Source organism: Streptosporangium sp. NPDC000095, from assembly GCF_042899335.1.
Taxonomy (GTDB): domain Bacteria; phylum Actinomycetota; class Actinomycetes; order Streptosporangiales; family Streptosporangiaceae; genus Streptosporangium.
In genome coordinates this window covers 100,723-126,610 of the sequence record NZ_JBIAZS010000022.1, presented here as the reverse complement: position 1 = coordinate 126,610, position 25,888 = coordinate 100,723, and the positions used below count along the sequence as shown (strand labels likewise).

Genomic DNA, 25,888 nt, shown 5'->3' with positions numbered 1-25,888 from the left:
AGATCGGAGCAAAGACACTCACTGTCGAGGCCAGGGTTTGATTGAGTCAGACCCCACCAGGAACGCCTGCCCTTCTAGTCTCACTGGGTCTGATGGAGGCTCTGGTGTGTCCCGGAGCGCTTCAGACCTGTCCATTCGGTCAAAGCGTTACTCCTGGGACGGCTTCGGCCAATACTTGGGTGGAGTGGCAGCGGGATCGACGACGCGCAGGCGACTGGTCGGGGTCGGGTCGATGCCGCGTAAGGTCACCAAGTGCTGCCCGTCCGCCTCGGTGAGGAGATTCAGGGCAGCGGGCAGTCCGGCGGCGACGGTGGCGATCGCCAGGCCGATTCCGATCATGCCGGGATGCTTGTGCGGGTATTCAATCCGGTGCAGCCCGGAGGCGGCGATCGCCTCGACCTCCCGGGGGCGCTGCATCTGCCTGGCATCGTTGGTCAGGATGACGTGGAATCCCGCGGCCACCGCTCGGGGGTAGAGGTTTTCGTCCCGAGTCCCGGACCAGCGGTCGAGATCCAGCAGATGGACGATCTCATGCCCCAGAACGAAGGCGTTGATGGCCTGGTGGAGCGGCCGGGACACGTTCTCATCCAGCAGCAGCCTCACGTGGTTCCTTGGGGGGATCGTAGCTGTTGACGTAGTCGGCGAAGTCGGCGGCGTCCAGGGCCGCCGTAGGGGTGACGCTCGGGTAGTACTCGGAGATCCGCTCCGGAGGGAGCCCATCTCGAAGGAGAGCGGCGACCTCGTCATAGGGGACGCGAGTGCCCTCGATCACCGGCACCCCGCCGCGAACCGCGGGATTCACCGTCACATGCGCGCGGGGCCGCAGCAGTGGCGGGATGTGCCTGCCGTCGCGGTAGAACGGCTGCAGGACGTCGACCATCTCGTGGATGACCACGTTGGCCTTCTTCCGTACCAGGTCGACCGCCTGGTCAGGCTCGGCCAGGTAGATACTGCTGCCGTCGGTGACCAGCGTGTATGACGAAAGGTGATCGTGCTCCTGCAAGTCGCCGCGGAGGGTGTCGAGCGCCCGCCTGATCTTTTGCAGCGAGGCGTCATTGCGCAGCTTGACGCAGGTCCGTAACGCCACCACATCGCGGAAGGAATAGAGAACGGGCCGGGTGCTGGAAATCTCCGGGATCAGCACCGCGCCACGGTTGACGCCGGCCTTGCGCCAGTGGGCGAGCTGACGGAGCGTGGCCCCCGACAGCGCCGCCGCCAGCTTCGGGTCAAATGCCATCACCTCACCCCTCCCCCACTCCGTGATCCGAGCCCTGCCCGAGACATCATCGCAAATCTCGCCTGGCAGGTCAGGCACTATGCTGCTTCGCCTCCGCCGTTTCAGAAACTTCCAGCGGAGCACGGATGTCATCCTGAGGACACCGACGCTCACCCGAGCCTGTCGGTCGATAACGCACGCCCCGAAGCCTGCCACAGGCATGTTGCCGCTCCCTCTCAGGAACGGCACTCTTCACAGTGGTGCGGCCGACAGACAGCACTTCGACAGTCCAAGCCGCGACCGTGGCCGATGCCTCGGATAGACCGTCAAGCGGCCGGATCCGCAAGGGAGCCGTCCTTGATGCCGCTGATGAAGGTTCGCCACTCAGTGGAGGCGAAAATCAGCGCCGGCCCGCTCCGGTCCTTGCTGTCACGAACACCTACACGTCCTCCGCCCAAAGAGGCCACTTCGACGCAACTACCGCCGTTTCCACCACTAAGGCTGCTCTTTCGCCAGACCGCCCGAGCTATTTCTTCGTGGGACACTTTGCCCCTTTCAGTGCTTATAGATCTTCTTTTGCGAGCTTCGCGATCATATCGATTGAATCCCGAGGATCGAGAGCTGAAGCACGCAGGTGGTCATATGCCAGGGTATATGCCTGAATCTCTTCGGTCTTCTCCAGATAGAGACTGCCGGTTATGTACTCCAGGTAGGTGACTTCACTCGGCCCCTCGGAGAAGGACAGGATGGCGAACGATCCGAGCATCGCCGCATGAGCGCCGATGACGTAGGGCAAGACCTGGACGGTCACATTCGGCTGAGCCGAAATGTCCGCGAGGTGCTGGAGCTGCTCTTTCATGACACGGGCACCACCGACGCGGCGACGCAGAGCGGCCTCGTTCACGATCGCCCAGAAGTTCATGGGCTGCTCGGATCGGGTGATGACGTCCTGTCGGGCCATGCGCAGGCTGACGTGCCGCTCTATCTCGTCGGGTGCGTCGGTCACCCGTGCCGCCCGGTAGATCGCGCGAGCGTAATCTTCGGTCTGGAGGAGCCCGTGAACGAGTTCGGGTTCGTAGTTACGAAGTGACGACGCCTCCGCTTCCAGCCCTACGTAGACCTGGAACCACTGCGGGATCACATCGCTGTAGGCATGCCACCACCCTCGCTCCTTCGCCTGTTTCGCCAGCTGGACGAGCGCGTCGTACTCGGCGCCCTCACGGAGTCCGTAGAGCTGCAACATGGCCCGGACGTCGTTGACGGAGATCCGCAGCGTCCCGCCTTCCACTTTGGTCATCCTCGATGTCGACCAGTTCAGATGATCAGCCACTTCCTCCTGCTTGAGGCCGACCGCGGTGCGGAGTTGTCGCAACTCCTGCAGCAGTCGTCGATGGCGGACGGTCGGCGAGAAGCTGGCCATGGGTCTCCCTCCAAGACACCTGTGCGATCACACATCGTAATGAATATTTAACTGGTTGTGCGAAAGTGCTTGCAGGTTCAGATTTGCAGGTGCAGATTTAGCACGTGCTCGCTCACCGAGAGTGATGGTACGTCGCAGTCGCAGGCTTTGTAGCCCGTTCCGCGTAAGCCGCAGGCCCATCACGTCCAACGCCGAGCAGCTTCAGGACCGACGGAGGGATGACAGGAAGATGAAGATTCGTGATCTTCAAGGGTGGGGTGGTGAGTTGCTGGAGTTGGCCTGGGAGTTGAACGATCTCGGGTTCGACTCCGTGGTCCGGCTCTCGCCCGGCCGTCGGCCGAGTGTGGAGATCTTCATGTCGCCAGGGCGGTCGAGGGTCGTCACCGCGCAGCGGGGCCGCACCTCGGTGTTCACCTGGGATCGAACTTCCACCCGGACGGACCACGACCGGCAGGGCCGGAGCAGGATGCGGATGGCGGCGGAGCGGCTCTTGGAGGTTGCGCGATGAAGGCGCCGGAGCCGCTGGGCCGGGCCGACCTCCCGGCCGAGGTGGAGTCCGTCCCACTGGCCCGCCGCTACGTCCGTGACCTGCTGGACCGCATCTGCCACAAGCAGACCGACGACGCACTGCTGCTGGTCAGCGAACTCTTCACCAACGCGGTACGCCATTCCGACTCCGGCCGCCACCCCGACGGCCGGGTTTCCGTCGCCGTCGCCAACCACGATGGAACGCTCCACATCGACGTCATCGACGCCGGATCAACAGGACAGACGCCCCGAATCTGCCTGGACGTCGCCCCCGACAACGGCGGCGGACGCGGCCTCTGGCTGGTCCAGGAACTGTCCACCTCCTGGGGCTGGTACGAGACCCCGACCGGCCGGGTGGTCTGGTTCCAACTCTCCGAGACCTGACCACTGCGAAGGTCAGGTCTTTCGGTTCATCGTGGCCGCAACTCCAACCCAGGAAGGCAGATGACCACGACGCCCCAGACGCTCTCGACGGCGAGCGAGACACCTGGAAGGCCACCCAGAAATCCCCTCCCCTCGCCCGATACCCACGTGCTTCAGCAGTCGCCGGGGCGCCTTGATCCCCACCGAAGTCCGTTGTCCGCGCACTGGATTCCGCTCCAACCAGGAACCGTCCCGGTGAGCATCCCTCTACTCAGGTGGAGGCGCCGGGCCAATCCGTTGGTTATGAGATCAGCCCTTGGAAGCCTTCATGGCACGTCTAGCAGGGCAGGACGTCATGGCTTACGCGGTGGCTTCAGAGGTGAATCCCGTCGGCCGGGGCCGTCAACGACCTACGGCACCGGCCAACAGGATCAGATCACTCCGGGTCGTAGGCGAGGTTGGGCCGCAGCCAGCGCTCGACCTCCGCGAGCTCCAGGCCACGCCGCACGGCGTAGTCCTCGACCTGATCCTTGCCAAGCCGCCCCACGGTGAAGTACCGCGACGACTCGTGGGCGAAGATCAACCCACTCACGCTCGCGGCCGGGGTCATCGCGAAGGACTCGGTCAGGCCCATGCCGAGGCGGTCGGCGTCCAGCAGGTCGAACAGCTCCCGCTTCTCGCTGTGGTCCGGGCTCGCGGGGTAGCCGAGCGCGGGGCGGATGCCGCGGAAGCGTTCGGCGTGCAGGTCCTCGATGAGGGGGTCGGCGTCCGGCTCGAACCAGCCACGCCGTGCCTGCAGGTGGATGTGCTCGGCGAACGCCTCGGCGAGGCGGTCGGCGAGGGCCTTCACCATGATCGATCGGTAGTCGTCGTTCTGGGCCTCGTAGCGGGCCGCGAGCTCCTCGGCGCCGTGAATCGCCACGGCGAACCCGCCGAGGTGGTCTCCGGCCGGGGCGATGTAGTCGGCCAGGCACCGGTTGGGCCGGCCTTCGGGCTTGGCCGTCTGCTGGCGCAGCATCGGCAGGCGAAGGCCGTGTTCGAGCACGATGTCGTCGCCCTCGGAGTGGGCGGGCCAGTAGCCGTAGGCACCCTTGGCCTGGAAGCTCCCCTCGGCGATGATCTGGTCGAGCATGGTGTTGGCGTCGTCGAAGAGCTCGCGGGCCACCGGCTGGTCGAGGATCGCCGGATACTTGCCCTTCAGCTCCCAGGCGAGGAAGAGGAACTGCCAGTCGATCATCTCCCGCAGCACGGCCAGGTCCGGCTCCACGACGCGGATGCCGGTGAAGTCGGGGACGGGCAGGTCCTCGAAGGAGACCTTCTCGGGGTTGGCGCGGGCCCGCTCGACGCTCAGCAGCGGGGTGCGCTGCTTGTTCGCGTACTGCTCGCGCAGGCGTTCCTGGTCGGCGCGGTTGCTCGCGTCCAGTGCCTCGGCGCGGTCGGCGTCCAGCAGGTCGGAGACGACGCCGACGACGCGGGAGGCGTCGAGCACGTGGACCGTGGGGTTGTCGTAGGCGGGAGCGATGCGGACCGCGGTGTGCTGACGTGAGGTCGTGGCGCCGCCGACCAGCAGGGGCAGCTTCAGCCCTCGGCGGCGCATCTCCTCGGCGACGGTGACCATCTCGTCCAGCGACGGGGTGATGAGGCCGGAGAGCCCGACGACGTCGGCTCCCTCGGCGACGGCGGTGTCCAGGATGACCGAGGCGGGGACCATCACCCCGAGGTCGACGACCTCGTAGTTGTTGCAGCCGAGCACGACGCCGACGATGTTCTTGCCGATGTCGTGGACGTCGCCCTTGACGGTGGCGAGCACCACCTTCCCCTGGCCGCGGCTGGTGTCGAGGCGCCCTTCCAGCCGCGCCTGCTCCTTCTCCGCCTCCATGAAGGGTTCGAGGTAGGCGACCGAGCGCTTCATCACCCGCGCGCTCTTGACCACCTGCGGCAGGAACATCTTGCCCGACCCGAACAGGTCGCCCACGATCTTCATTCCGTCCATGAGCGGCCCCTCGATCACCTCCAGGGGGCGTGCCCGCTGCTGCCTGGCCTCCTCGGTGTCGGCCTCGATGAAGTCGACGATGCCGTGCACGAGGGCGTACGACAGGCGTTCTTCCACCGGGGCCTCGCGCCAGGCGAGGTCCACGACGCGGCGGGTGCCGGACCCGCTCACCGTGTCGGCGAAGGCGACGAGCCGGTCGGTGGCGTCCTCACGCCGGTCGAAGATCACGTCTTCGACGAGTTCGAGCAGGTCGGCGGGGATGTCCTGGTAGACCGCGAGCTGCCCGGCGTTCACGATGCCCATGTCGAGGCCGGCGCGCACCGCGTGCAGCAGGAACGCCGAGTGCATCGCCTCGCGCACGATGTCGTTGCCTCGGAAGGAGAACGAGAGGTTGGAGATGCCGCCGCTGGTCAGCGCTCCGGGGCAGCGCTCCTTGATCAGCGGCAGGGCCTCGATGAACGCCTTGGCGTACCCGTTGTGCTCACTGATGCCGGTGGCGACGGCGAGCACGTTGGGGTCGAACACGATGTCCTCGGCGGCGAACCCGGCCTCACTCGTCAGCAGGTCGTAGGCGCGGGCGCAGATCGACACCTTGCGCTCGACGGTGTCGGCCTGTCCCTGCTCGTCGAAGGCCATGACCACCACACCGGCGCCGTAGTCGCGGATGATCCGCGCCTGCTGCAGGAACGCCTCCTCGCCCTCCTTCAGGCTGATCGAGTTGACGACGCCCTTGCCCTGCACGCACTTGAGACCGGCCTCCAGCACGCTCCACCGCGAGCTGTCGATCATGACCGGGATGCGGGCGACCTCGGGCTCGGTCGCGATCAGGTTCAGGAAGGTGGTCATCGCCTGCTCGCTGTCGAGCAGGTCGGCGTCCATGTTGACGTCGAGCAGGTTGGCGCCGCCGCGTACCTGTTCCAGCGCGACGTCGACGGCGCCCTGGTGGTCGTCGGCCTCGATGAGGCGCCGGAAGCGCGCCGAGCCGGTGACGTTGGTGCGCTCGCCGATCATGACGAACCCGGTGTCCGGGCCGATCTCGAAGGGCTCCAGGCCGCTGAAGCGGGTGCGGGCCGCGGGTTCGGCCACCTGGCGGGGCGGCAGGCCGGACACGGCGGACGCGATCTTCGCGATGTGCGCGGGCGAGGTCCCGCAGCAGCCGCCGACGACGTTGACCATTCCCGCCCTGGCGAACTCGTCGAGCAGCGCCGCGGTCTCGTCCGGGGTCTGGTCGTAGCCGCCGAACGCGTTGGGCAGGCCCGCGTTGGGGTGGCAGGCGACGTAGGTGTCGGCGAGGCGCGCGAGCTCGGCGACGTGCGGGCGCATCTCCTCGGCGCCCAGCGAGCAGTTCACGCCGACCAGGAGCGGTTCGGCGTGCCGGATCGAACTCCAGAACGCCTCGACGGTCTGTCCCGACAGCGTGCGCCCGCTCAGATCGACGATCGTCACCGAGATCCACAGCGGCAGGTGCGGGGCGACCTCGCGCGCGGCGGTGATCGCGGCCTTCACGTTGAGCGTGTCGAAGATCGTCTCGATCAGGAGCAGGTCGACCCCGCCCTCGGCGAGCGCGCTGATCTGCTCGGCGTAGGCGGCGCGGACATCGTCGAACGAGACCGCTCGGTAGGCGGGGTCCTCGACGCGCGGGGAGAGCGACAGCGTGACGTTCAGCGGGCCGATCGAACCGGCCACGAAGCGTCCGCCCGCCTCGTCGGCGGCCTGGCGGGCCAGCTGGGCGCCGCGCAGGTTCATCTCCCGCACCAGCGACTCCAGCCCGTAGTCGGCCTGGCCGATGCTGGTGGCGGTGAAGGTGTTGGTGGTGGTGATGTCCGCGCCGGCCGCGAGGTACTGGCGGTGAATGTCCAGGATGACGTCGGGGCGCGTCAGGTTCAGCAGGTCCGGGTCGCCGGTCACGTCGCGCGGATGGTCGAGTAAGCGATCGTCGCGGTAGTCGGCCGGGGTGAGCGAGGCCCCCTGCAGCATCGTGCCCCAGGCTCCGTCGAGCACCAGGATTCTTTGCCCGAGAAGCTCGCGCAGTGCCCGCGCGCGGGCCTCGGCTCCCTGGGTGCCGTCCGCGGAACGCGCGCCGTCACCGGATGTGTGCGAGGCGGAGTCACCCTCGTGCTCGCCGACGTGCTTCAAGGATCCGTTCATCGGTCCACCTCCCTGTTCTGGGAGGCGCCCTTACCGGAAGATCAGGGCCGAGCGTGGCGGACCCGAGCCCGTTGCAGCGCCTCTCGACCTTGAGATCAAGGGTACCGAGGGTTGAGACGAGACGCCAAACAACAGTCCACTATTTGAAAAGACCCTGCCCACATACCCTCATGAAACGCCCCGAGCGAGCGAGGACGGCCGTCAGGGGGTGTCCTCGGCCGCGCTCAGCCACACGCTGATCCCGGTCGGCGCGCCGGGGCCGTGGTCGGAGTTTCCGAAGCCGTGCGACGACGACCCACCATCCCCCCTGTATCGAACATGTGATCTAAAACTTCTGGAAACAGGTCACGGTCAAAGTTACGATCTTGCTGTTCACCGGCCGGGCCGACCGGCCGGTTCTCCACACCTACAGGGCGCGAAGACGCCCATGACTGGATCGGAGATCAAGCTTGAGACGTGCACTGATCGCATTGGGTGTCGGTCTGAGCGTGCTGGGTTCCACCGTCGTCACACCGGCACAGGCCGCGAGCGTGGTGATGGTCCGGCTGGCCCCCACCACGACGGAGGCCCAGCAGGTCGCGAGATTCTGGTTCGCCGACGGGGCCGCCAACCTGAGGAACGCCACACCGTACGCCGTGCGGACCGCGGCCGACGGGGAACGCCTGAGCACGGACATCGTCCCGGACGGCCCCCGGTACTCCATCCCGCCGCTGGAGGGACCGGCCTCGCCGGAAGGGGGAATGCCCACCACCTCGGGCAAGGTGTTCTTCGTCGGGAGCGACCTCCAGCCGCACTGGTGCACCGGCACGGTCGTGCACACAAGGTATCGGAACGCCGTCGCGACGGCGGGTCACTGCCTGCTGGACACCGAGGCCCCGGCCGGTACGCTCGCCAACTGGGTCTTCGTCCCGGCCTACTCCGAGGGCACCGCCCCGTTCGGGCTGTACGTCGGGAAGGTTGGCTTCGTTCACCAGGACTTCGACGACGTCCGAGACTACGACCGCGACCTCGCCTTCGTCAACGTGTACCGCGGTGTTGCCTCTCCTTCCCCGGACGTGCTGACCAATGTCGGGTCGCTGGCCGACAACGTCGGCGCCCAGGGAATCCTGTTCAACCAGCCGCTCGCGCCCGCGGCCGACGTCTTCGGATACCCCGCCGGCCCCCACCCCGACGGCGACCGGCCCCACACGGGCGAGACACTCGAACGCTCGACCGGGCCGACGCTCACGATGAACGTCACCGGTCTCCCCATGGACCGGCCCGTCGGCGTGGACTCCCAGTTCACCGGTGAGGGTTCTCTCGGTTCCTCGTGGCTGACCGGCTACACGGACGACAGCCGTACCGGCTACCTCAACGGCGTCACGATCAGTGTTTCCGACACCGACGGCGACAACCGGTACGACACCGGCGTCTCGCCGTACTTCGACACCGAGTTGTGCCAGGTCTATCGGAAGGCCGAAGCCTTCTGGACCGGCGTCGTCGTCATCTAGACGGCCCCGTGCCCGCCGCGTCCGCCCGCGAGGGCGGGCGCGGTGTCATGCTCCGGCGGGGCGCGACGGTCGGCGGCGGCCGGTCACGTGGCGCTCGGCGGGATCACTCCCGCGGGGCGGGAGGTGCCGGAGACGGCGTGCCGCGAGGAGCGCGGCCCCGACGTCCCGCCGGGCGTGGCCGACGGGTGCGACCACTTCCGCGAGCAGCTGATCAAGCCGATCACGGTCGTGTGAGGCACCCGCCGACCGCCGGGCACTACTTGGTGATCGTGATGGTGTCGACGTCGAACAGCGAGCCTGAGCCGCCGCTGAAGGTGAGGAACAGCGGCCCCGAACCCGTCGCGGTGAGGGTGGTGGAGACGGTCCTGAAGGTGTCCCAGCTGCCGGTGTTCGGCACGGTCACCGTGCCGAGCACCGTCCCGGTCTGCGAGCCCGCGCGCACCCGGATGGTGCCACCGGCACCGGCCGAGGAGACGCGGGCGCTGAAGGTCTTCGCCCCGGAGACGTTGACCGACGAGTATCCGACCCAGTCACCGTTTTCGATGTAGCCCACCGTCCTGCCGCCGCTCGCCGTGCCGTGGTTCGCCGGCTGCACACCGAAGTTGGAGGTGTAGGACTCCCCCTCGACCGTGATGCTGGTGCCGGAGGTCCTCGGGCTGCAGTCGGCCGTCACCTGCCCGGCCACGTACCTGATGCCGCCGAGCAGCAGGCTGCGGAAGGCCGATTCCGCGTAGGACTGGATGGTGTGCCCCAGGCCTGTGTAGAACGAGCGACCCGAACCCTGCGTGCGGCACCAGGTGATGGGGTGGTCGCCGCTCATGCTGCCGCCGCTGTAGCTGCCCTCGTCGAGGTTCTGCAGGACGCGCACGTTGGAACGGGGGTTGGTGCCGTAGTTGTACCACTCGTCGCTGCGGCTCCAGGTGGCGCCGAGGTGGGAGGTGGCCGGGTGCGTGTTGTCCTCGGTCCTCACGGTGGCCTGCTGGATCGCGGGGTGGCTGCTGAACCAGGCGCCCACCAGCTGGCCGTAGTAGGCCCAGCCGTACTCGGTGTCGGCCGCCGCGTGGATGCCGAGGTAGCCGCCGCCGCCGTTGATGTAGCTCTCGAACGCGCTCTGCTGGGTGTTGTTGAGGACGTCACCGGTGGTGCTGAGGAAGATCACGGCCTCGTACGTGGCCAGGTTGGCCGTGGTGAAGGCTCCCGCGTCCTCGGTCGCGGTGACGGTGAAGCCGTTAGCCGTACCCAGATCCCTGATGGTCTGGATGCCGGTCGGGATGGAGTCGTGCCGGAATCCGGCCGTCTTGGAGAAGACCAGCACGTCGAACGGGGCGGCGGCCTGGGCCGCGCCGGGGACGAGCACGGTCGCTGCCGCCGTGAGGGCCGCCGCGGCTACCGCGAGCCCGCGTGCGATGAGACTACGCATCGCTGTCCTTTCGGGTACGTGAGAATCCCCGGCGCGGCGAAGTGCCGCGCCGGGGATCCGTCACTTGGTGATCGTGATGGTGTCGACGTCGAACAGTGAGCCGGAGCCACCGGTGAAGGTGAGGAAGATCGCCCCTGAGCCCGTCCCGGTGAGGGTGGTGGTGACGTTCTGGTAGGTCTCCCAGCCGCCGGTGACCGGTACCGCCACCGAGCCGAGGATCGTCCCGGTCTGCGAACCGGCGCGGATCTGGATGGTGCCGCCAGAACCCGCCGAGGAGATGCGCGCGGTGAAGGTCTTCGCCCCGGACGCGCTCAGCGTGCTGTAGCCGGCCCAGTCGCCGTTTTCGATGTGGCCCATCGTGTTTCCGCCACTGGCTCCGGCGTGGGCGACCGACTGCACACCGGAGCTGGAGGTGTAGGCCTCCCCCTCCACCGTGGTGCTGGTACCGCTGCTACCGGTGTTCAGGGTGAAGGCGTCCAGGTCGAAGAGGTTGCCCTGGCCCGTCGCGCCCTTGAAGACGAGGAACAGCGTGGTGGTGCCCGAGGGAACGTTGCTCAGGTTGGCCGAGACGTCCCTGAAGGTGTCCCAGCCGCCGGTGACCGGCACGGTGACCGTGCCCAGGAGCGTGCCGGTGGCCGATCCCGCCCTCACCTCGAGCGTTCCGCCGGCACCGCCGGAGGAGACGCGGGCGGTGATGGAGGTCGCGTTGCCGAGCGCGTACGGCGTGAAGGAGATCCAGTCGCCGTTGTCGATGAACCCCGCGGTCTTGCCGCCCTCGGCCGTGGCGTGGTCGGCGAGCTGGACGCCGGACTGGGCGCCGAAGTGCTCGGCCTGACGGTGGCGAGGCTGCAGGGTGCGCGTGCTCTCAGTGGTCAGGCCGGCCTTGTCGGTGTAGCTGGCGACGAAGACGCCGTAGATGTTCGCGGCGCTGTCGTGCTCACCGTCGGTGGGGACCGCGACGCTTCCCGAGCAGCCGGTCCTGCTGGTGATCTGGTGCGCGTGGCTGTCGTGGCCGAGCAGGTAGGTGACCGTGACCTTGCTGCAGTCGATGGTCCCGTCCTCGGGGTCGCTCACGTTGACCTGGAAGGGCACCGTGTCACCGAAGGAGAACAGCTGCCCGTTGACGGGCTGGGCGAAGTTCACCGTGGGCGCGGTGTTGCCGACCGTGATGGTGACGTTGGCGGTGCCGGTCAGCCCGCCGGGGTCCCGCACGGTCAGTGTGGCGGTGTAGGTGCCGTTGGTCGTGTAGGTGTAGGTGGGGTTGGCCGCGGTGGAGGTGGCCCCGTTGCCGAAGTTCCAGGAGTAGGTGAGCGCGCCGCCCTCGGGGTCGGAGCTGCCGGCCGAGGAGAAGGTGACGGCGAGCGGCGCGGCCCCGGAGGTCTTGTTCGCGGCGGCCCTCGCGATCGGGTTGCGGTTGCCGCCCCCGATGTACTCGATGCGGTAGAGGGCCTGGTTGCCCGAGCCGGTGCCGTAGTCGAGCACGTACAGGGCGCCGTCGGGGCCGAAGGACATGTCCATGACCTGGGTGCCGGTCCACGGGAAGGCGGAGATCTCGCCGGGCGCCCCCGAGGAGGTGACCTCGATCGCCTTGATCCAGCGGCGGCCGTACTCACCGGCGAAGAACCGTCCGTTGAGCGTCTGGGGGAACTTGACGCTTGAGTTCAGGTTCGCGTCGTAGCGGTAGACCGGGCCGCCCATCGGCGACTCGGAGCCGCTGCCGAACTCCGGCGGCGATCCGGCGTCGCCGCCGTAACGGATCCAGCTGGGCTTGGCCGCGGGCAGGGTGGTCAGACCGGTGTTGCGGAACGAGTTGTTCGTCGGGCCTCCGGTGCAGTTGTACTTCGCCTGGGAGGGGCCGGACGGGAAGGTGTACTCGTTGTAGGTCTCGGCGGTGGTGTTGGTGCCGGTGCAGTACGGCCAGCCGTAGTTGCCCGGGGCGGTGATGCGGTTGAACTCCACCTGGCCGGACGGGCCGCGGCTGGAGTTGCTGCTGCCGGCGTCCGGCCCGTAGTCGCCCAGGTAGACGATGCCGGTGGCCTTGTCGACCGACATGCGGAACGGGTTGCGCAGGCCCATCGCGTAGATCTCGGGACGGGTCTTGGCCGTGCCCGGAGGGAACAGGTTTCCGCTGGGGATGGTGTAGGTCCCGTCGGCCTGCGGCTTGATGCGGAGCACCTTGCCGCGCAGGTCGTTGGTGTTGGCCGAGGAGCGTTGGGCGTCGAACTGCGGGTTGCGGTCGGTGCGCTCGTCGATGGGGGCGTAGGAGTTCGACTCGAACGGGTTGGTGTCGTCGCCCGTGGTCAGGTACAGGTTGCCCGCCGCGTCGAAGTCGATGTCACCGCCCACGTGGCAGCACTGGCCACGGTCGTTCGCCACCTGCAGGACGACCTTCTCGCTCGCCATGTCCAGGGTGTTGTCGGTTTTGAGGGTGAACCTGGAGAGATTCAGGTGCCCCTTCCACTGGTCGAAGGTCGCCGCGCTGCCGGTGGTGGGCGCGTCACCGCTCGGGGTGCTCAGCCTGGGCGAGTAGTACACGTACACGTAGCGGTTGGTGGCGAAGGCGGGGTCGGCCGCGATGCCCTGCAGCCCCTCCTCGTCGTGCGTGTAGACGTTGAGCTTGCCGGCCGTCGCGGTGCTCCCGGCCGCGGTCGTACGGCGGATCGTGCCGTCACGCGCCGTGTGCAGGACCGACCTGTCGGGCAGCACCGTCAGCGACATCGCCTCGCCCAGCGAGCCGGAGCCCCTGGCCAGGGCGACCTGCTGATAGTCGGAGGCCGGGATGTCGATCATCGCGCGGGCCGCCGCGCCGGTGGCCGATCCGGTGACCGCCTGGGCCGTCGATCCGGTGGCCGCGACGCCGGTGGTGATGAGCAGGACTGCGGTCAGCAGCCTGGCCCACGGCCGAGGGCGTGGGGACATGGAGGGTCCTTTCCTGACTTGGGGGGACAGTCAGGCAAGGCGCGCGCCGCCGCGCTTATGCCGCCGGCGGCGTTGTCATGCGCTGCCGGTGATACCAGGGTTCGTGCGGTGGTGCGGTGATACCGGGTTCGTGCGGTGGTGCGCGCGTTCTCGGAGGGTGCCGTCTCCGAGAACGGAACCGTGAAAACCAGCGATGCCGCGACAACCAACAATCTGGTTTTTCGCGACCCGCTGCACGAGTTACAGATTTTTAACACGCCGGAAATTGCCTGTAAACCCCCTGTCAAGGCTTCCCAGGTCAGGCACACCAACGCGGAAACGCCCGAACCTCCCCCCTTCTATGCGGCGGATCCTTCGATGAGATCGGGGATGCGAGCCGATGTGACGATCACCCGGTGCTCAGGGTGAAAACATATTCGTGCCCGTTTTCCTCGCGTGCCGCATCGTCGCGGGTCAGCGTTCTTGTCCGACCCGGCCCGGCGGTTAATCATCACTCCGCGTCAACCGAAGTCACCCACGGAAAGCGGGTCAACGCAGGCCGTTTCTGTTTCTGTAGTCGTTCCATACCTGTACGCAGTAGGCGTGGCGCCAGTCCGTGGAGGACAGATGACGGCAGGCGTAGCCGGCGCTGATGCCGCCCCCGGACGACGGCCTGCTCCTGGAGGCCGAGGGTGGCGGCGACCCGGTGGCCGGTGCCCCCGTCCGGCCCGCCCGGGGCTGCGCCCCGTCCTCCCGCGCCTCGGAGCGCGACCGTCCCGCCGTCCCACCGGCGTCCCTCGCTCGGCGCCCGGCGCTTCCGTCCCCTCGCCCGCCGCTCGCGTTCCCCCGTCCCGCACCGGCCTTCGACGCGGCCCCGCGCCCGCTCTCCTGCCGCGCGCCTTCTTTCGCCCGCCCCGTCTCCGCCCCGGCGGCGGCCCGCGCGGAATCGCCCTCGCGGTGCCGTGCGTGCCGCTCGGCCGGCTTCTTGGCGGCTCCTGCCCGCTCCACCCGCTCGATCCACTCGTTTTCGATGTCTCTGTCAGAGGAGAGGGCGCGTTCCGCCGGAAGCGTCCCCGCCGGGGCACGGCCCGGGACCTTCCCGTCCCCGCCGGCCCTACCGCCCCCCTCATGGCCCGATCCCTTCCCTCCCCCGTGAGCCCTTCCTTTGCGGGCCTTCGCGTCCGCTTCCTTTCCGCCTTCGGGAGCCCTCCCCGTCCCCGGCGGGACCTTCGCGTCCACCCCGGGGGCTCGCGAGGCGGTGATCACCATGTCGTGCCCCCGGAGAACGCCCTCCCCGGAAGACGCGGGCGACGTGCCCGCGGTGGGAACGCCGTCCCACGGGGACCATCCCGACGACCAGACACCGACCCCCGCCGCGGCGAGGAATCCCGCGATCAGCGCGGGCCTCAGGAGTTGGTCGCGCGACAGACGCGACCACGGCCGCCGCCACGGGCTGGGAGGCGGGGGCATGGAGAACGGCCTGCTGTCGAGGTATGTCCGGGAGTCGCGGACCGGTGAACGGGGGGCGAGGCCACCGCTCTCCCCGTCCCACTCGTCCTTGCGGTGCCGCGCGGGCCCGCGCGGCACCGTCGCCTCTTCCCACTCCGGCCACTCCGGCGGCTCAGGAGGAGAGGGCGGCCCTACGGGCGCCCGGGACCCTGGAGGCCGTACGGGGCGCGGAGGCTGGGCCGGCTCCGGCGGCTCAGGGAGATCCGGGACTCCGATGGCACTCGGCGCCTCTGGGGCGTGCGACGGCTCGGAAGGCGGCTGCCCGGCGGACGGCGACGGCTGCCGGGGCGGCGGATCGCCGTACGGCATGCGCCCTCGCGGTCTCGCCGTGAGGCCGTGACCGTGAGTCCGATCATGCTCATCGTGCATCTCGCCTCCCGTCCCGCGCTTCGCCCTCCCACCCTGGCAAAATCACACACTGTATGCGGCCCATGACAGTACGGTCTTACCGATCCGTTATCAGCAGCAGGCCGCAAAGACAAAGAAAAGCTATGAAAGACCGACCCTCCACGGTCACCGGTCGCGCCGGTCGACCACGTTCGTCGGTTCCTCTCGGCCGGTGCGGAAAAGGTTCGCCGGGTGCTCCTCGTCGGCGTAGCCGAAGGAGACACCGCAGACGATCATCCGGTCGTCGGGAATCCGGAAGTGCGCGCGCACGGTATCGGAGTGCATCGCGATCGCGCCCTGCGCGACCGCCGCGATCCCCAGGCTCTCGGCGGCCAGCAGGAGCATGGATACGTACGCGCCGCAGTCGACGTAGCCGTAGGGACCGAGTGACCGCTCCGATGTGATCACTGCGACATGGGGCGCGCCGAAGAAGCGGAAGTTCTCCATGCCCTGGCGCCTTCGCGCCTCGAAGTCCTTCCGGTCGATCCCCAGGCTCTCGTAGAGCCCGTGGCCCGCCTCCCGCCGTCGTATCCGGTAAACGCCCCGGTACTCCTGCGGTTGTGGAATGTCCGAACTGCCGTCACGAGTCGAGGCCGCCTCGTACAGCACGGTACGGAACCGCTCGGTCGCCTCACCACTGGTGAGGATCACCTGCCATGGCTGGGAGTTGCACCAGGAGGCGGTGCGCTGGGCGAGGGCGAACATCCGCTCGATCAGCTCCGGCGGCACCTGCTCGGAACGGAAGGCCCGGTGGCTGTGGCGTCCGGCCAGGATCCGCTCCAGCACGTCGTCGAGTCGAGCGGGCTCCCCGCCCTCCGCCGACACACCACGCTCCCCCTCGTTGACATTCATGGCCCGCAACTCAACCCGACTCCTATCCGGCCTGCTTCGCCAGTTCCTTGCCGACAACCATGCGCTGGATCTGCCCGGTGCCCTCGAAGATGTCCAGGATCTTCAAGTCCCGGTACCACTTCTCCAGCAGCAGGTCCGTACTGGCCCCGTCCGGGCCGAGGATCTGCATGCAGCGGCGGACGACGCGTTCGGCGGTGTCCGGCGAGAACGCCTTCGCCGCGGAGGCCTCCAGCCTGTTCGGCAGGCCCTGCCCGCGCATCCACTGGGCGCGGCGGCACATCCGCCGGCCCCGTTCCAGCGCCGCCGACATGGCGTCGAGATCGTCCTGGATCGCCGACCAGCGGTGCGGCCTGTAGCCGTGCCGCTGTTCCCTCAGCACCTCGACGGTGACGTCCAGGGCGGCCTGGGCGATGCCGATGGCCATGCTGCCGACGTTGGGGCGGTTGTTGTTGAGCACGCTGAGCGCGCCCAGCCGCCCACCGCCCGCGGTGTCGTCGGCACCGGGGACATAGCCGAGCCGGTTCTCCAGCGGGATCCGGCAGTCGTCGAAGCCGAGCTGCGAGGTCTCCCAGGAACGCAGGCCGAGCTTGTCCTCGTTGGCCCGGATGATCTCGAAGCCGGGGGTGCCTCGCTCGACGACGAACGCCTCCGACGCGGCGGCGCCGCGCGCGGGGTCCGTCGTGGCGAACGCGACGACGAAGTCGGCGGAGGCACCGTGACTGCAGAAGATCTTCTGGCCCTTGAGCACCCAGGTGTCACCGTCACGAACGGCCCGTGTCTGGATCATGCTGGTGTCCGAGCCGAACTGCGGCTCGGTGAGCGCGAAACCGGTCGTGCCACCACCGCTGATGATCGGTTCGTACCAGCGCTTCGACTGTTCCTCGGTGCCGAGCAACCGCACCACGATGTGGGCGATGCCGCCGCCCATGCAGTGCATGGCCCAGATGTCGCCGTAGTTCAGCATCTCGTACTGCACGAGGCCACGCATCAGCTCCCCGTCGGGGAAGGTGGGCAGATCCTCGGGGTGATCGGCGGCACCGGCCGGAGCGGTGTTCTTCGACAGTGGCACCGGGCAGGAGTCGATGATCTCCTTCCAGTTCGCGGGTGGCTCGTGGTCGGTGTCGGCCTTGCGGGCGTGCGGGCGCACCATCCCCACCGACCACTCGCGCAGTTCTCGCTCGTAGCGCCGCAGCTCCGGGCTGAGCTCCAGATTCACCATGTGTGGCTCCCTCAGACGGCCGGTGCGAACCGGGTGAAACGTGGATCACAGTCGATCGTCGACAGCAGGGCGGTGCAGCGGTACCAGAGCTCGACCGGGTGGTCGGTGAGGAACCCGTGCCCGCCGAGGATCTGGATCGCGTCGCGGGTCGCCGTCGTCGCCGCCGCGTGGCATTCGGCGACGATGCGGCCGACCTCGTCGGCGAGCCGGTCGTCGTCGAACCCGTCGAGTGCCGTCGCGATGCTCCACAGACCCAGCCGGGCCGCGTCGAGCTGCATGTGGTTGTCGGCGAGGGTGAACGACACCCCCTGGAAGGAGATGATCGGCCGGCCGAACGCGACGCGTTCGGTGGCATAACGGGTGGCGTACTCGCGAGCCCGGGTCGCCCCGCCCAGCGCGACGGCGGCCGGGAGCAGCCGGGTCCGCGCGACCGCCTGGGCGAGGGTGACACCGTCGGCCTCGTCGCGCAGCAGCGCGTCGGCGTCGACGGTGACGTCGAATCGGATTCGGGTCAGCCCGGCACTGGACATCGCCAGATGGCCCTGGGCCGGCGCGCTCGCCACCTCGATGTCGGCGAGTGCGACGACAGCGGCCCGCAACACGTTCTGTTCGGGGTCACGGCCCACCACGATCACATGATCGGCCCCGCCGCCCAGGGCGACGGCGACCTTCTCGCCGCGTACCAGGTAGCGGCCGTCGGTCATCCGGGTGATCTCTGTGTCATAGGCGCGCGGAGAGGGCTCGAAGCGTTCGTAGAGCGCCACCGCCGGCGCGGCGGCCGAGCCGGCGGCGGCCCCTGGCAGGAAGCACCGCCGTTGCCCGGCGGTGCCGAGCAGGCTGAGCAGCAGCGCTCCGCCGCCGGTGAACACCTCCGCGCCGACGATCGACGGATCGCCGTGAGCCAGTGCCTCGACGCCGATCAGCTGGGTGTGGGTGTCGGGGACACCACCGCCACCGAACTCGCTGTCGACGACGCAGGTGAAGCCCATGTCGCGCAGGTGCCCGGCCACATCTGCGGGCACCTGCCCGGTCGTGTCGACCTCGCGGGCGACCGCGTCGAGCCGGCCGAGCGCGAGGCCGCGCGCGGCCTGCCGCATGGCGACGACCTCGTCGGGCAGGGTCAGATCGAACGACGCGCTCACCGGCCCGCTCCCCCGCGCAGCAGCATCTGCGACACGCTGCGACGCTGGACCTGACCGGGGCCGAGCATGGCGTCGGTCATCTTGATGTCGCGGTACCACTTCTCCAACAGGTGCCGCTCGGAGGCGCCTTCCGCGCCGACGAGCTGAAGGCAGCGAAGGACGATCGACTCGGCGAGTTTCGGTGTGACGGCCTTGGCCTCACAGGCCGTCACGGCGGCGTTCTCGCCCCTGTCCTTGAGCCAGGCGGACTTCAGCGCCAGGCGCACGACGTCGTCGAGGGTGTCGTGCATCTCGGCGAAGTCGGCGCGGATGCGCGTGAGCCGCGCCGGGGAGTACTCCTCGGCGCGCTCGTCGATCCACTGCTCGGTGAAGCCCAGGCAGCCTCGGGCGATGCTGGTGCCCCAGACGGCGCAGGTAGCCCGGTTCTTCGAGAAGACACCGAGGGCGGCGGCGACGCCGGGGGCCTCAGGACCGCCGACGCAACGGTCGAACGGGATGCGGATGTCATGCAGTTCGAACGTCGCGTTCCGGATGAACCGGAACCCGATCTTGTCTTCCTTGTCGGTGGTGACGTCGAACTTCGCTATGTCGTCCCTGTCGAGGATGAACGCGCGGACCCCGGCACTGCCGGCCTCCGGGTCGATCGTGGCGAGCAGCACGATCCACTCGCATTCGAGCAGGTTGGAGATGAAGACCTTCTTGCCGTTGAGCACCCACTCGTCGCCGTCGCGCACGGCGGTGGTCTGGATGCCGGCCAGGTCGGTGCCGCTCTGGTCCTCGGTCATGGCGATGGCGGTGAGCACGTGCTCGCCGGTGCACCACTTCTCGACCTGCTCGGGCGTGCCGATGAGGTTGATGAAGTCCTCGGAGACGGTGCCGCCGTGCAGCATCTGCCAGGCCCACGAGTCGCCCTGCGACAGCGGTTCGGTCATGAAGACCGACAACACGTTGGGGCCGAACTCGATGTCGGTCTTCAGGGTGTGGGCCCGGTCGACGTACTCGTCGTCTCGCAGGGTGGCGAACCCGACGGGGGCCACGTCGAGCGGACAGGCCTCGATGACCTCGGGCACGTCGGGGTAGATCTCGTTGGTGTCGGCTTCGCGCGCGTACGGGCGGACGACGTCGAGCGACCAGCGGCGGGTCAGCTCGACGAGTTCGACGGTCTTCTGAGAGGGTTTGAGGGAGATCGCCATCGCTGAATTCCTTTGCTCCGCAGGGATCGGTGGTCGCTTCGCCGGTCGAGAGGAGGAACCTCAGGCCGCTTCGATGACGGGGACGTTGTGGTGGAGCACGTCGAAGTCGACGGCCGAGAGCACACCGGCGTCCCGGTAGCGGGCCTCGGCGAGAAACTGCTGGCTCAGGCCGCGCCAGCCCATCGTGTTGCAGGCGATTCGGGCGGCCTGGGTGCCGGCGGCGCAGGCGGCGGCGACGGCACGGCCGACGCGGCGTTCCAGTACGGCTCCGGTGTCGAACTCGGCGAGCCGGGAGGCGAGGTCCCAGATCTGCAGCCGGGCCCGGCTGAGCGCGATGCCCGCGTCGACCAGCGGGAACATGACTCCCTGGTTGCGGCCGAGGGCGGCACCGCGCACCTTGCGCCCGGACACCCACTCGGCGGTGGTGTCGACGGCGGCCTGGCCCAGTCCGATGGAGACGGCGGGGACGAGCAGGCGCTGCGTGTTGAACGCGCGCAGCACGGTGAACTCCTCGGCGCTCGCACCGATCCGAGCGGTGGCGGGCACCGTCGCGCCGTCGACGCGCACGGCCGCGGAGGCGACCAGGCCGAGGGCGAGCTTGCCCTCCTTGCGGTCGTCGCGTTCGACCTGCACACCGGCTGCCTCGACGAGGAAGGCGGCGGAGGCGTCGTCGTCGGTGCGGCCCGCGAGCAGGACGGCGGAGGCGTCGGCGCCGTGCGACACCGGGTCCTTGCGGCCGGTCAGCGACCACCGGTCGCCCTGCCGTTCCGCGCGCAGCCGGTACTCGGACGGGGCCCGGCCGTAGCCCTCGTACAGACCGAGGGCCACGTCGCCGAAGGCCCGCAGGGCGCCGACGCGCTCGACGGCGGCGCTGTCGCCGAGGGCCGCGGCGAGCAGCTGCGCCTGGGCGGCACCGATGATCTCCAGTGCGGTTCCGGCGTCGGCGATGGCGAGTTCCTCGGCGACGAGAACGAGGCCGACCGGGTCCAGCAGCACGGAGCTGCCGTCGGCGACGGCCTCCGGCGTCGCCCCGGCGGCACGGCTCAGGTCGGTCCTCAGATCGGCGGGGAGCCTCCCGGTGCGGTTGACCTCTCGGGCGATCTCTCTGATCCGGGGGCGGAAGCTGCGTAGTTCCTCCACCGCGCTCTGCTGGGCGGCGGTGGGTGAAAGATCGAACATCGGCGTTTCACATCCTTCGATGACGCGGGGGGATAGTTCGGAGGTCGGGCGGGTGTCCTCGGGATCGAGGTCAGGAGGTGGGGCTGGCCTCCAGATCCGCGCGCAGGATGGATCGGCCCGAGTAGTGTGGCGCCAGCGGGGCGTGCTCCTCCGGAGGGAGTCGCTCACCGGTGACGAGCCGGTTCCACTGCCGCCACCAGGTGCGCATCTGCAGCTCGTCGGAGCCGGACGGGTCGGGCTTCGCCATGCCGCGGGAGATGTCCGACCAGGACAGTTCCTGGAAGGCGGCGAAACCTCGCTGGCAGGCTTCCAGGGCTTCGACGTCGTCCGGGGTGGCGAGGCCGCCCGGCCCCCAGAACGTCAGATAGTTGTCGAGCCGCTGACGCCTGAGGTCGTCGCCCTCCTCCGGCGGGATCAGCTCCCAGCCGGTGACCTCCATGTGGTCCGGTGCCAGCGGGTCGATCTTGCGGATCACGACGCCCATGGTCAGGTCGATGACCACCAGGTTCGGGAAGATCACCAAGTTGCGGGCGCCCTCCATCCTGTCGACCCAGGCGTCGCCGTGGATCTGGCGCAGCCGCCCGAGCCGCTCGGCCTTCTCCCGCCGGCCCTCCTCCGACAGCGGCCGGCCGAACGTGTCGAGGGCGGAGACGGCCCCGGCGATGACGGCGTGGCCGTTGCCCAGGTCGATCGCCGAGGACTTGCCCAGTGCCGAGCCGTCGAGGCTGCCCCGGGCGGCCTTGACCATCTCGAAGTAGCGCTGGTGGGCGGTGACCGCGTGGTAGCCGTCGTAGCTGTTCTCGACGAGCAGCTTCCAGTTGGCCCGGACCGAATACTCGTGGGTGCCCTCGATCACCTGCATGCCGACCTCGGACTGGTCACAGATCAGGTCCAGGTATTCGGCGGCACCGGCCAGGTAGGTCTTCAGGTCGACGATGTCGGGGTCGAAGGAGACGAAGACGAACCCGCGGTAGGAGTCGATCCTGGGGGCCGCGGTGAGCGACGGGCGTTCGAAGTCGGGGCCGTAGGACTGGTCGCCGGGCAGCGACACCATCTCACCGGAGATCGAGAACGCCCAGCCGTGGTAGAAGCACGTCATGAATCGGGCGTTGCCCTTCGGCTCCCGGCAGAGAAGGGCACCGCGGTGCGGGCACGAGTTGATCCAGACCTTGATCTCACCCTTGTTGTTCCTGGCGAAGATCAGTGGCCGTCCACCGACCGAACGGGTCTTGAAGTCGTTCGGCTTGGACAGCTCGGACTCGTGACCGACGTACAACCAGGTGTGGTTGAAGATCTTCTCTTTCTCGAGCCTGAAGACCTCCGTGTCCACCATCACCGACCGGTGGACCCTGAATCGCGGTTTGGTCCGGTCATCGTCGATGTACATGGAAACTCGATTCTCCAATCGTGCTCCGGGCTCGGCGGCGGTCATTCGTTCGCCTGCCGCCGTGCCCATGCCAGAGCGAGCTCGGTGGGTCGCGGGACGACCCGGAGGTTCAGCCACTCCATCGCCCTCTGCCAGGAGTCGAAGGAGGCCGCGTGATCGACCGCGTCGCGATCGTCGAGGTGCGGCCACGCCGACCCGTCCGCGTAGCCGACCACCCGCGTGTACACCGGAGCGTCCGCGCGCAGCCTGCGCCGCAGATCGGCCAGCGTGCCGGCGGCCTGTGTCGCGGTGCCGGCGAACAGTCCCAGCCAGGGGACGCGCATGACCGCGGGCCGGTCGAGCAGATGGAGCGCGTGAGCGGCGACATCGGCCGCCGCCGACGAGATGCTGACGACGGCGCCGAGATCGAAACCGAAGGCCGCGGTGAGGGCCACTCGCGCGCCGGTGCCGTAGCCCAGGACCCCGACCTGCTGGTGTTCCCAGCCGCGCTCGGCGAGAACATCGAGCAACGCGCCGATGTCCGCGCGGTGATCCCGCTCCGCCGTGTCGCCGTCGATCTCGGCGACCAGCGGTTCGTACCCCTGCATGAGCAGGTCGTTGGCGACGGCCTCACTGTCCGGGCCGAGGTCGCCCGCGTCGCACAGGACCAGCGCGGCACCCCGGAGGGCACCGCCCAGATGGATCTGTTCGGCCCGGATGGTCCGGGTCCCGACGACGACCGTGCGTCGCGCCGGCTTGATCCGGATCAAGGCGTCCACCTTCGAGGCACTCCTTCGCTCACTCTCCCGGCAGCGGCGGGAGGATCTCGCTGACGTCGTCGGAGAACGGCGACGACGTCACTCTCGCAGTGCGCGGCGTCCCGTTCCATCTACCGTCTCAGCGGCCGGAACTCTGCGGCGAACCGGTGTCCGCTCCCTGTCCGAGCGGGGCGCGGCGCCCGGCAGGCGCCAAGATCCTCATGGCCCGGCACCGGCGCGTGACCTAGGCACCGTGCGGGTTCCAGGGCCAGTACTTGGCCGTGGCGCCCGCGTCGACGGTGATGTTCGTTCCGTTGATCATGGCGGACTCGTCAGAGGCCAGGAAGACCACCGTCGGCACGTAGTCATCGGGCACCGGAAGCCGATGCCACGGCATCAGGCCCGCGAAATCCATCGTGTAGTCGCGGGCCGAGGTCGCCTTGATCTTCGCCGTCCTCTCGATGCTGACCGGGTCGACCGGTTTGGTCGCCGTCGGGGTGAAGGCGTTCACCCGGATGCGGTGCTCGGCCAGTTCCATCGCCGCCGACCGGGTGAAGTTGATCAGACCGCTCTTGCCGGTCGAGTATCCGATGTTGCCCGGCTGCCCCTGCCATGCCGCCGTCGACAGCACGTTGACGACGCTGCCCGGCGAACCGGCGGCGATCATCGCCTTCGCGGCGGCGCGGGTGAACAGGAAGGCGCCGGAGAGAATGACGTCCAGCTGACGCCGGTACTGCTCGATCGGCATCGTCAGGATGCCTTTCTGGTTGAACAGAACGGCGTTGTTGACGAGGATGTCGACCCCGCCCCAGTTCGAGACCGCCAGGGCGACGGCCTCCTCGCTGTGCGCCGGGTCGGTGACGTCGCCGGCCACGGCCAGCGCCTGCCCCCCGGCCTCGACGATGCTCTTCGCGCACGCCTCGGCGGTGTCCGCCGACAGATCCGTGCAGACGACCTTGGCGCCCTCGGCCGCCAGCCCGCGGGCCAGCGCGCCGCCGATGTTCGGGCTGGCACCGGTCACGATCGCGATACGTCCCGCCAACCTGTTCACAGGATGATGCTCACCTTTCCCTGCGGGCGCAGCGTGTCGAGGTCCAGGACCGCCCGCCGCTCGATGAAGACGAAGCCGTGCTCGGCGTCGCGGCGCAGCACGTGCCGGTACCGGCCGACGTAGGTGTCGAACACCCCCGGGCGCGTGCGATAGATCGCGAAGTTGGCGTGCACCGTCAGCCGGTCGTCGCCCTCGTCGACGGCCCGGATGTTGGTGATCAGCCGCCGCGTCTTCGAATGCGGGTACTCGGCGTGCGCCGACCGGGTCAGCAGCGAGTTCACCCGCTGCTCCAGCAGGAAGCGGTCGTCCTGCACCAGGAACAGGTGCCGGCTCGGATCTCCGTCCGGCAGGTCGGTTGAGGGCACCAGGTAGCGGCATTCGAGGGCGAAACGCCCGAGCCACTCGTGCAACCGCCATTCGTCGAGCAGATCGGCGTCCTGGAACAGGTACCGCTCCACCGCGCGCAGCTCCGCGTCGGAGACCGGGGCAGCGGCCGGCCTCACGGTTGTCGTCTCAGTCATGGGATGTTCCTCCGCTCAGCGGTAGACGGCGAACGCCTTGTTGGAGTTGAAGACCTCGGTGGTGACGAATTCGCTCCACCGCAGCTCCAGTCCCAGCTCCGACATGGCCCCGAGCAGGCAGAACCAGTTCAGCATCTCGTGCTGGCCCGCCGCGACGACCTCGCCGGTGGTGGCCGCGCGCCAGGTGTCGTAGTCGCCCGCCACCATGGCCTCGTAGAGCCGCAGGTCGGCCTCGGTGTCCGGACGCAGGTGCCAGTCCTTGTCGTTGAGGAAGGCGTGCGACCAGCTCGACGAGGCGACCAGCGCCACTCGCCGACCGCCGGCGCGCACGGACCGGCCGACGGCCCGGCCCAGCTCGAAGCAGCGCAGCGGCGACGGCCCCGGCGGGTCCAGGTCCTCACCGGCGTTGATGTCGGCGAAGCGGGCGATGCCGCCCTGGCGGGCGATGACGTGCTCGCCGTAGCAGTTCACCGCGATCGGCACGATCGGGTACGGGAACTCCTTGCCGACGTTGTCCCAGTCGAGGAAGAGCTGGGTGTTGGCGAAGGCGTGCGGGAAGTTGATCCCGCTGCGTTTCTCGTACGAGTAGGCGATGTCGAAACCTGAGTTGATCACGTCGGTGACGAGCCGCTTGGCGAAGTCCGGCCGGCCCCGCATGACGAAGCTCTGGCCCTCGTCGGGCAGGCCCCACGCGTTCGGATGGTTGCGCTTGCGGAGCAGCGCCAGCGGGTCCACGACGGTGTCCTGGTAGGCCAGCACGCAGAACGACGGGACGACCTCCTCGCGGAAGTTCTCGTACTGGTCGTCGCCCCAGACCACCATCACGTCCGGCCGGAACTCGTCGAGCTCGGCCCGGATGCGGTCGAAGCCGGCGCGCAGCGCCTCACGGTGCCCCTGCGCCGCGGCGGCACCGGCGTCGTCGCCCCATTCACGCCGCGCCTGCTCGGACCAGTTCTCCGGATCCTTGCGGTCGGCCGGGATGTCGGGGTCCTTCAGCGTTCCGCGAAGCAGGCTCGCCATGTTCGCGTTGTCCGTGGCCACCATCGGGTAGTGGGTCATGCCCAGGCCGATCACGTCTGCCATGTTGAATCCTCTGCGAGTCGGGAACGCGGACCGCCCGGGTCGCGTACGGACGGCCGGTTGTCACGTGGGGCCATGCTCCGGGGTTCCTCGGCAGCAGACCACTTCACGTTCTGGTCTCCGGAACCCATCGAGGGTCATCGAGGGTCATCGAG

The 25,888-nt window shown here is 68.7% G+C and carries 23 protein-coding genes; 5 read left to right on the top strand and 18 right to left on the bottom strand.

Translation table 11 applies throughout. From position 1 onward, the window contains the following. Positions 1–147: 147 nt before the first annotated feature. The 4 genes from ACFY3V_RS35560 to ACFY3V_RS35545 all read right to left on the bottom strand — a co-directional run bounded on the left by ACFY3V_RS35560 (position 148) and on the right by ACFY3V_RS35545 (position 2,636). Complete coding sequence (locus ACFY3V_RS35560) at positions 148–603, bottom strand: hypothetical protein (RefSeq protein WP_389779568.1); 456 nt, start codon at positions 601–603, stop codon at positions 148–150. Then, the gene (locus tag ACFY3V_RS35555) at positions 584–1,237 is read right to left on the bottom strand and encodes a DUF433 domain-containing protein (RefSeq protein ID WP_389779566.1); all 654 of its coding nucleotides are present in this window, start codon (positions 1,235–1,237) and stop codon (positions 584–586) included. The genes ACFY3V_RS35560 and ACFY3V_RS35555 overlap by 20 nt, the downstream gene beginning before the upstream one ends. 305 nt (positions 1,238–1,542) lie before the next feature. Then, on the bottom strand, positions 1,543–1,761 hold the full coding sequence (locus ACFY3V_RS35550) for a DUF397 domain-containing protein (protein ID WP_362902853.1): 219 nt from the start codon (positions 1,759–1,761) through the stop codon (positions 1,543–1,545). 17 nt (positions 1,762–1,778) lie between these two features. Beyond that, positions 1,779–2,636 (bottom strand): helix-turn-helix transcriptional regulator, encoded by an 858-nt coding sequence (locus ACFY3V_RS35545; protein WP_362902855.1) that lies wholly within the window; start codon positions 2,634–2,636, stop codon positions 1,779–1,781. Between the two features lie 229 nt (positions 2,637–2,865). Between ACFY3V_RS35545 and ACFY3V_RS35540 the strand changes: the two genes are divergently transcribed. Continuing rightward, positions 2,866–3,144 carry a hypothetical protein gene (locus tag ACFY3V_RS35540; RefSeq protein WP_362902857.1) on the top strand — a complete coding sequence of 93 codons (279 nt, stop codon included), beginning with the start codon at positions 2,866–2,868 and terminating at the stop codon, positions 3,142–3,144. Further along, positions 3,141–3,548, top strand: a complete 408-nt coding sequence (locus tag ACFY3V_RS35535) for an ATP-binding protein (protein ID WP_389779563.1) — start codon at positions 3,141–3,143, stop codon at positions 3,546–3,548. The genes ACFY3V_RS35540 and ACFY3V_RS35535 overlap by 4 nt, the downstream gene beginning before the upstream one ends. A 415-nt stretch (positions 3,549–3,963) precedes the next feature. On the opposite strand, the gene metH is transcribed toward ACFY3V_RS35535, so the two are convergent. Next, positions 3,964–7,668, bottom strand: a complete 3,705-nt coding sequence (gene metH / locus ACFY3V_RS35530) for a methionine synthase (protein ID WP_389779561.1) — start codon at positions 7,666–7,668, stop codon at positions 3,964–3,966. A 449-nt stretch (positions 7,669–8,117) separates the two neighbouring features. Here metH and ACFY3V_RS35525 point away from each other — a divergent pair, with 449 nt between their 5' ends. Both ACFY3V_RS35525 and ACFY3V_RS35520 read left to right on the top strand, forming a co-directional pair. Beyond that, positions 8,118–9,158: a trypsin-like serine peptidase gene (locus tag ACFY3V_RS35525; RefSeq protein WP_389779559.1), complete on the top strand. Its 1,041-nt coding sequence runs from the start codon at positions 8,118–8,120 to the stop codon at positions 9,156–9,158. A gap of 42 nt (positions 9,159–9,200) precedes the next feature. Beyond that, complete coding sequence (locus ACFY3V_RS35520) at positions 9,201–9,392, top strand: hypothetical protein (RefSeq protein WP_389779557.1); 192 nt, start codon at positions 9,201–9,203, stop codon at positions 9,390–9,392. A gap of 22 nt (positions 9,393–9,414) precedes the next feature. Here ACFY3V_RS35520 and ACFY3V_RS35515 read toward each other — a convergent pair whose 3' ends face one another. Both ACFY3V_RS35515 and ACFY3V_RS35510 read right to left on the bottom strand, forming a co-directional pair. Further along, complete coding sequence (locus ACFY3V_RS35515; RefSeq protein WP_389779555.1) at positions 9,415–10,578, bottom strand: ThuA domain-containing protein; 1,164 nt, start codon at positions 10,576–10,578, stop codon at positions 9,415–9,417. A 60-nt stretch (positions 10,579–10,638) separates the two neighbouring features. Then, positions 10,639–13,497 carry a carbohydrate-binding protein gene (locus ACFY3V_RS35510; protein ID WP_362902869.1) on the bottom strand — a complete coding sequence of 953 codons (2,859 nt, stop codon included), beginning with the start codon at positions 13,495–13,497 and terminating at the stop codon, positions 10,639–10,641. A 135-nt stretch (positions 13,498–13,632) separates the two neighbouring features. On the opposite strand from ACFY3V_RS35510, the gene ACFY3V_RS35505 reads away from it, so the two are divergent. Continuing rightward, complete coding sequence (locus ACFY3V_RS35505; RefSeq protein ID WP_389779552.1) at positions 13,633–13,905, top strand: hypothetical protein; 273 nt, start codon at positions 13,633–13,635, stop codon at positions 13,903–13,905. Positions 13,906–14,025: 120 nt separating this feature from the next. On the opposite strand, the gene ACFY3V_RS35500 is transcribed toward ACFY3V_RS35505, so the two are convergent. The 11 genes from ACFY3V_RS35500 to ACFY3V_RS35450 form a co-directional block, all read right to left on the bottom strand. Further along, on the bottom strand, positions 14,026–15,063 hold the full coding sequence (locus tag ACFY3V_RS35500) for a hypothetical protein (RefSeq protein WP_389779550.1): 1,038 nt from the start codon (positions 15,061–15,063) through the stop codon (positions 14,026–14,028). Between the two features lie 435 nt (positions 15,064–15,498). Beyond that, entirely contained in the window at positions 15,499–16,224 is a 726-nt protein-coding gene (locus ACFY3V_RS35495) for a nitroreductase (protein ID WP_362902875.1), read from the bottom strand. A gap of 22 nt (positions 16,225–16,246) precedes the next feature. Then, positions 16,247–17,443, bottom strand: a complete 1,197-nt coding sequence (locus tag ACFY3V_RS35490; protein WP_362902877.1) for an acyl-CoA dehydrogenase family protein — start codon at positions 17,441–17,443, stop codon at positions 16,247–16,249. Positions 17,444–17,454: 11 nt separating this feature from the next. Next, positions 17,455–18,585, bottom strand: coding sequence for an acyl-CoA dehydrogenase family protein (locus tag ACFY3V_RS35485; protein WP_389779547.1), 1,131 nt, complete (start codon positions 18,583–18,585; stop codon positions 17,455–17,457). After that, positions 18,582–19,778 (bottom strand): acyl-CoA dehydrogenase family protein, encoded by a 1,197-nt coding sequence (locus tag ACFY3V_RS35480; RefSeq protein WP_389779545.1) that lies wholly within the window; start codon positions 19,776–19,778, stop codon positions 18,582–18,584. The genes ACFY3V_RS35485 and ACFY3V_RS35480 overlap by 4 nt, the downstream gene beginning before the upstream one ends. 60 nt (positions 19,779–19,838) lie before the next feature. After that, the gene (locus tag ACFY3V_RS35475) at positions 19,839–20,957 is read right to left on the bottom strand and encodes an acyl-CoA dehydrogenase (protein ID WP_362921720.1); all 1,119 of its coding nucleotides are present in this window, start codon (positions 20,955–20,957) and stop codon (positions 19,839–19,841) included. Between the two features lie 70 nt (positions 20,958–21,027). Further along, positions 21,028–22,344 carry an aromatic ring-hydroxylating dioxygenase subunit alpha gene (locus tag ACFY3V_RS35470; protein ID WP_362902885.1) on the bottom strand — a complete coding sequence of 439 codons (1,317 nt, stop codon included), beginning with the start codon at positions 22,342–22,344 and terminating at the stop codon, positions 21,028–21,030. Between the two features lie 41 nt (positions 22,345–22,385). After that, positions 22,386–23,102: a hypothetical protein gene (locus ACFY3V_RS35465; RefSeq protein ID WP_362921723.1), complete on the bottom strand. Its 717-nt coding sequence runs from the start codon at positions 23,100–23,102 to the stop codon at positions 22,386–22,388. Positions 23,103–23,325: 223 nt separating this feature from the next. Continuing rightward, positions 23,326–24,132, bottom strand: coding sequence for an SDR family oxidoreductase (locus tag ACFY3V_RS35460; protein ID WP_350948778.1), 807 nt, complete (start codon positions 24,130–24,132; stop codon positions 23,326–23,328). Beyond that, positions 24,129–24,653, bottom strand: a complete 525-nt coding sequence (locus ACFY3V_RS35455; protein ID WP_350948779.1) for an aromatic-ring-hydroxylating dioxygenase subunit beta — start codon at positions 24,651–24,653, stop codon at positions 24,129–24,131. Before ACFY3V_RS35455 ends, ACFY3V_RS35460 begins: the two co-directional genes overlap by 4 nt. A 15-nt stretch (positions 24,654–24,668) precedes the next feature. Further along, a complete protein-coding gene (locus ACFY3V_RS35450; protein WP_350948780.1) occupies positions 24,669–25,736 on the bottom strand; it encodes a hypothetical protein in 1,068 nt (355 codons plus the stop codon). Positions 25,737–25,888: the final 152 nt, after the last annotated feature.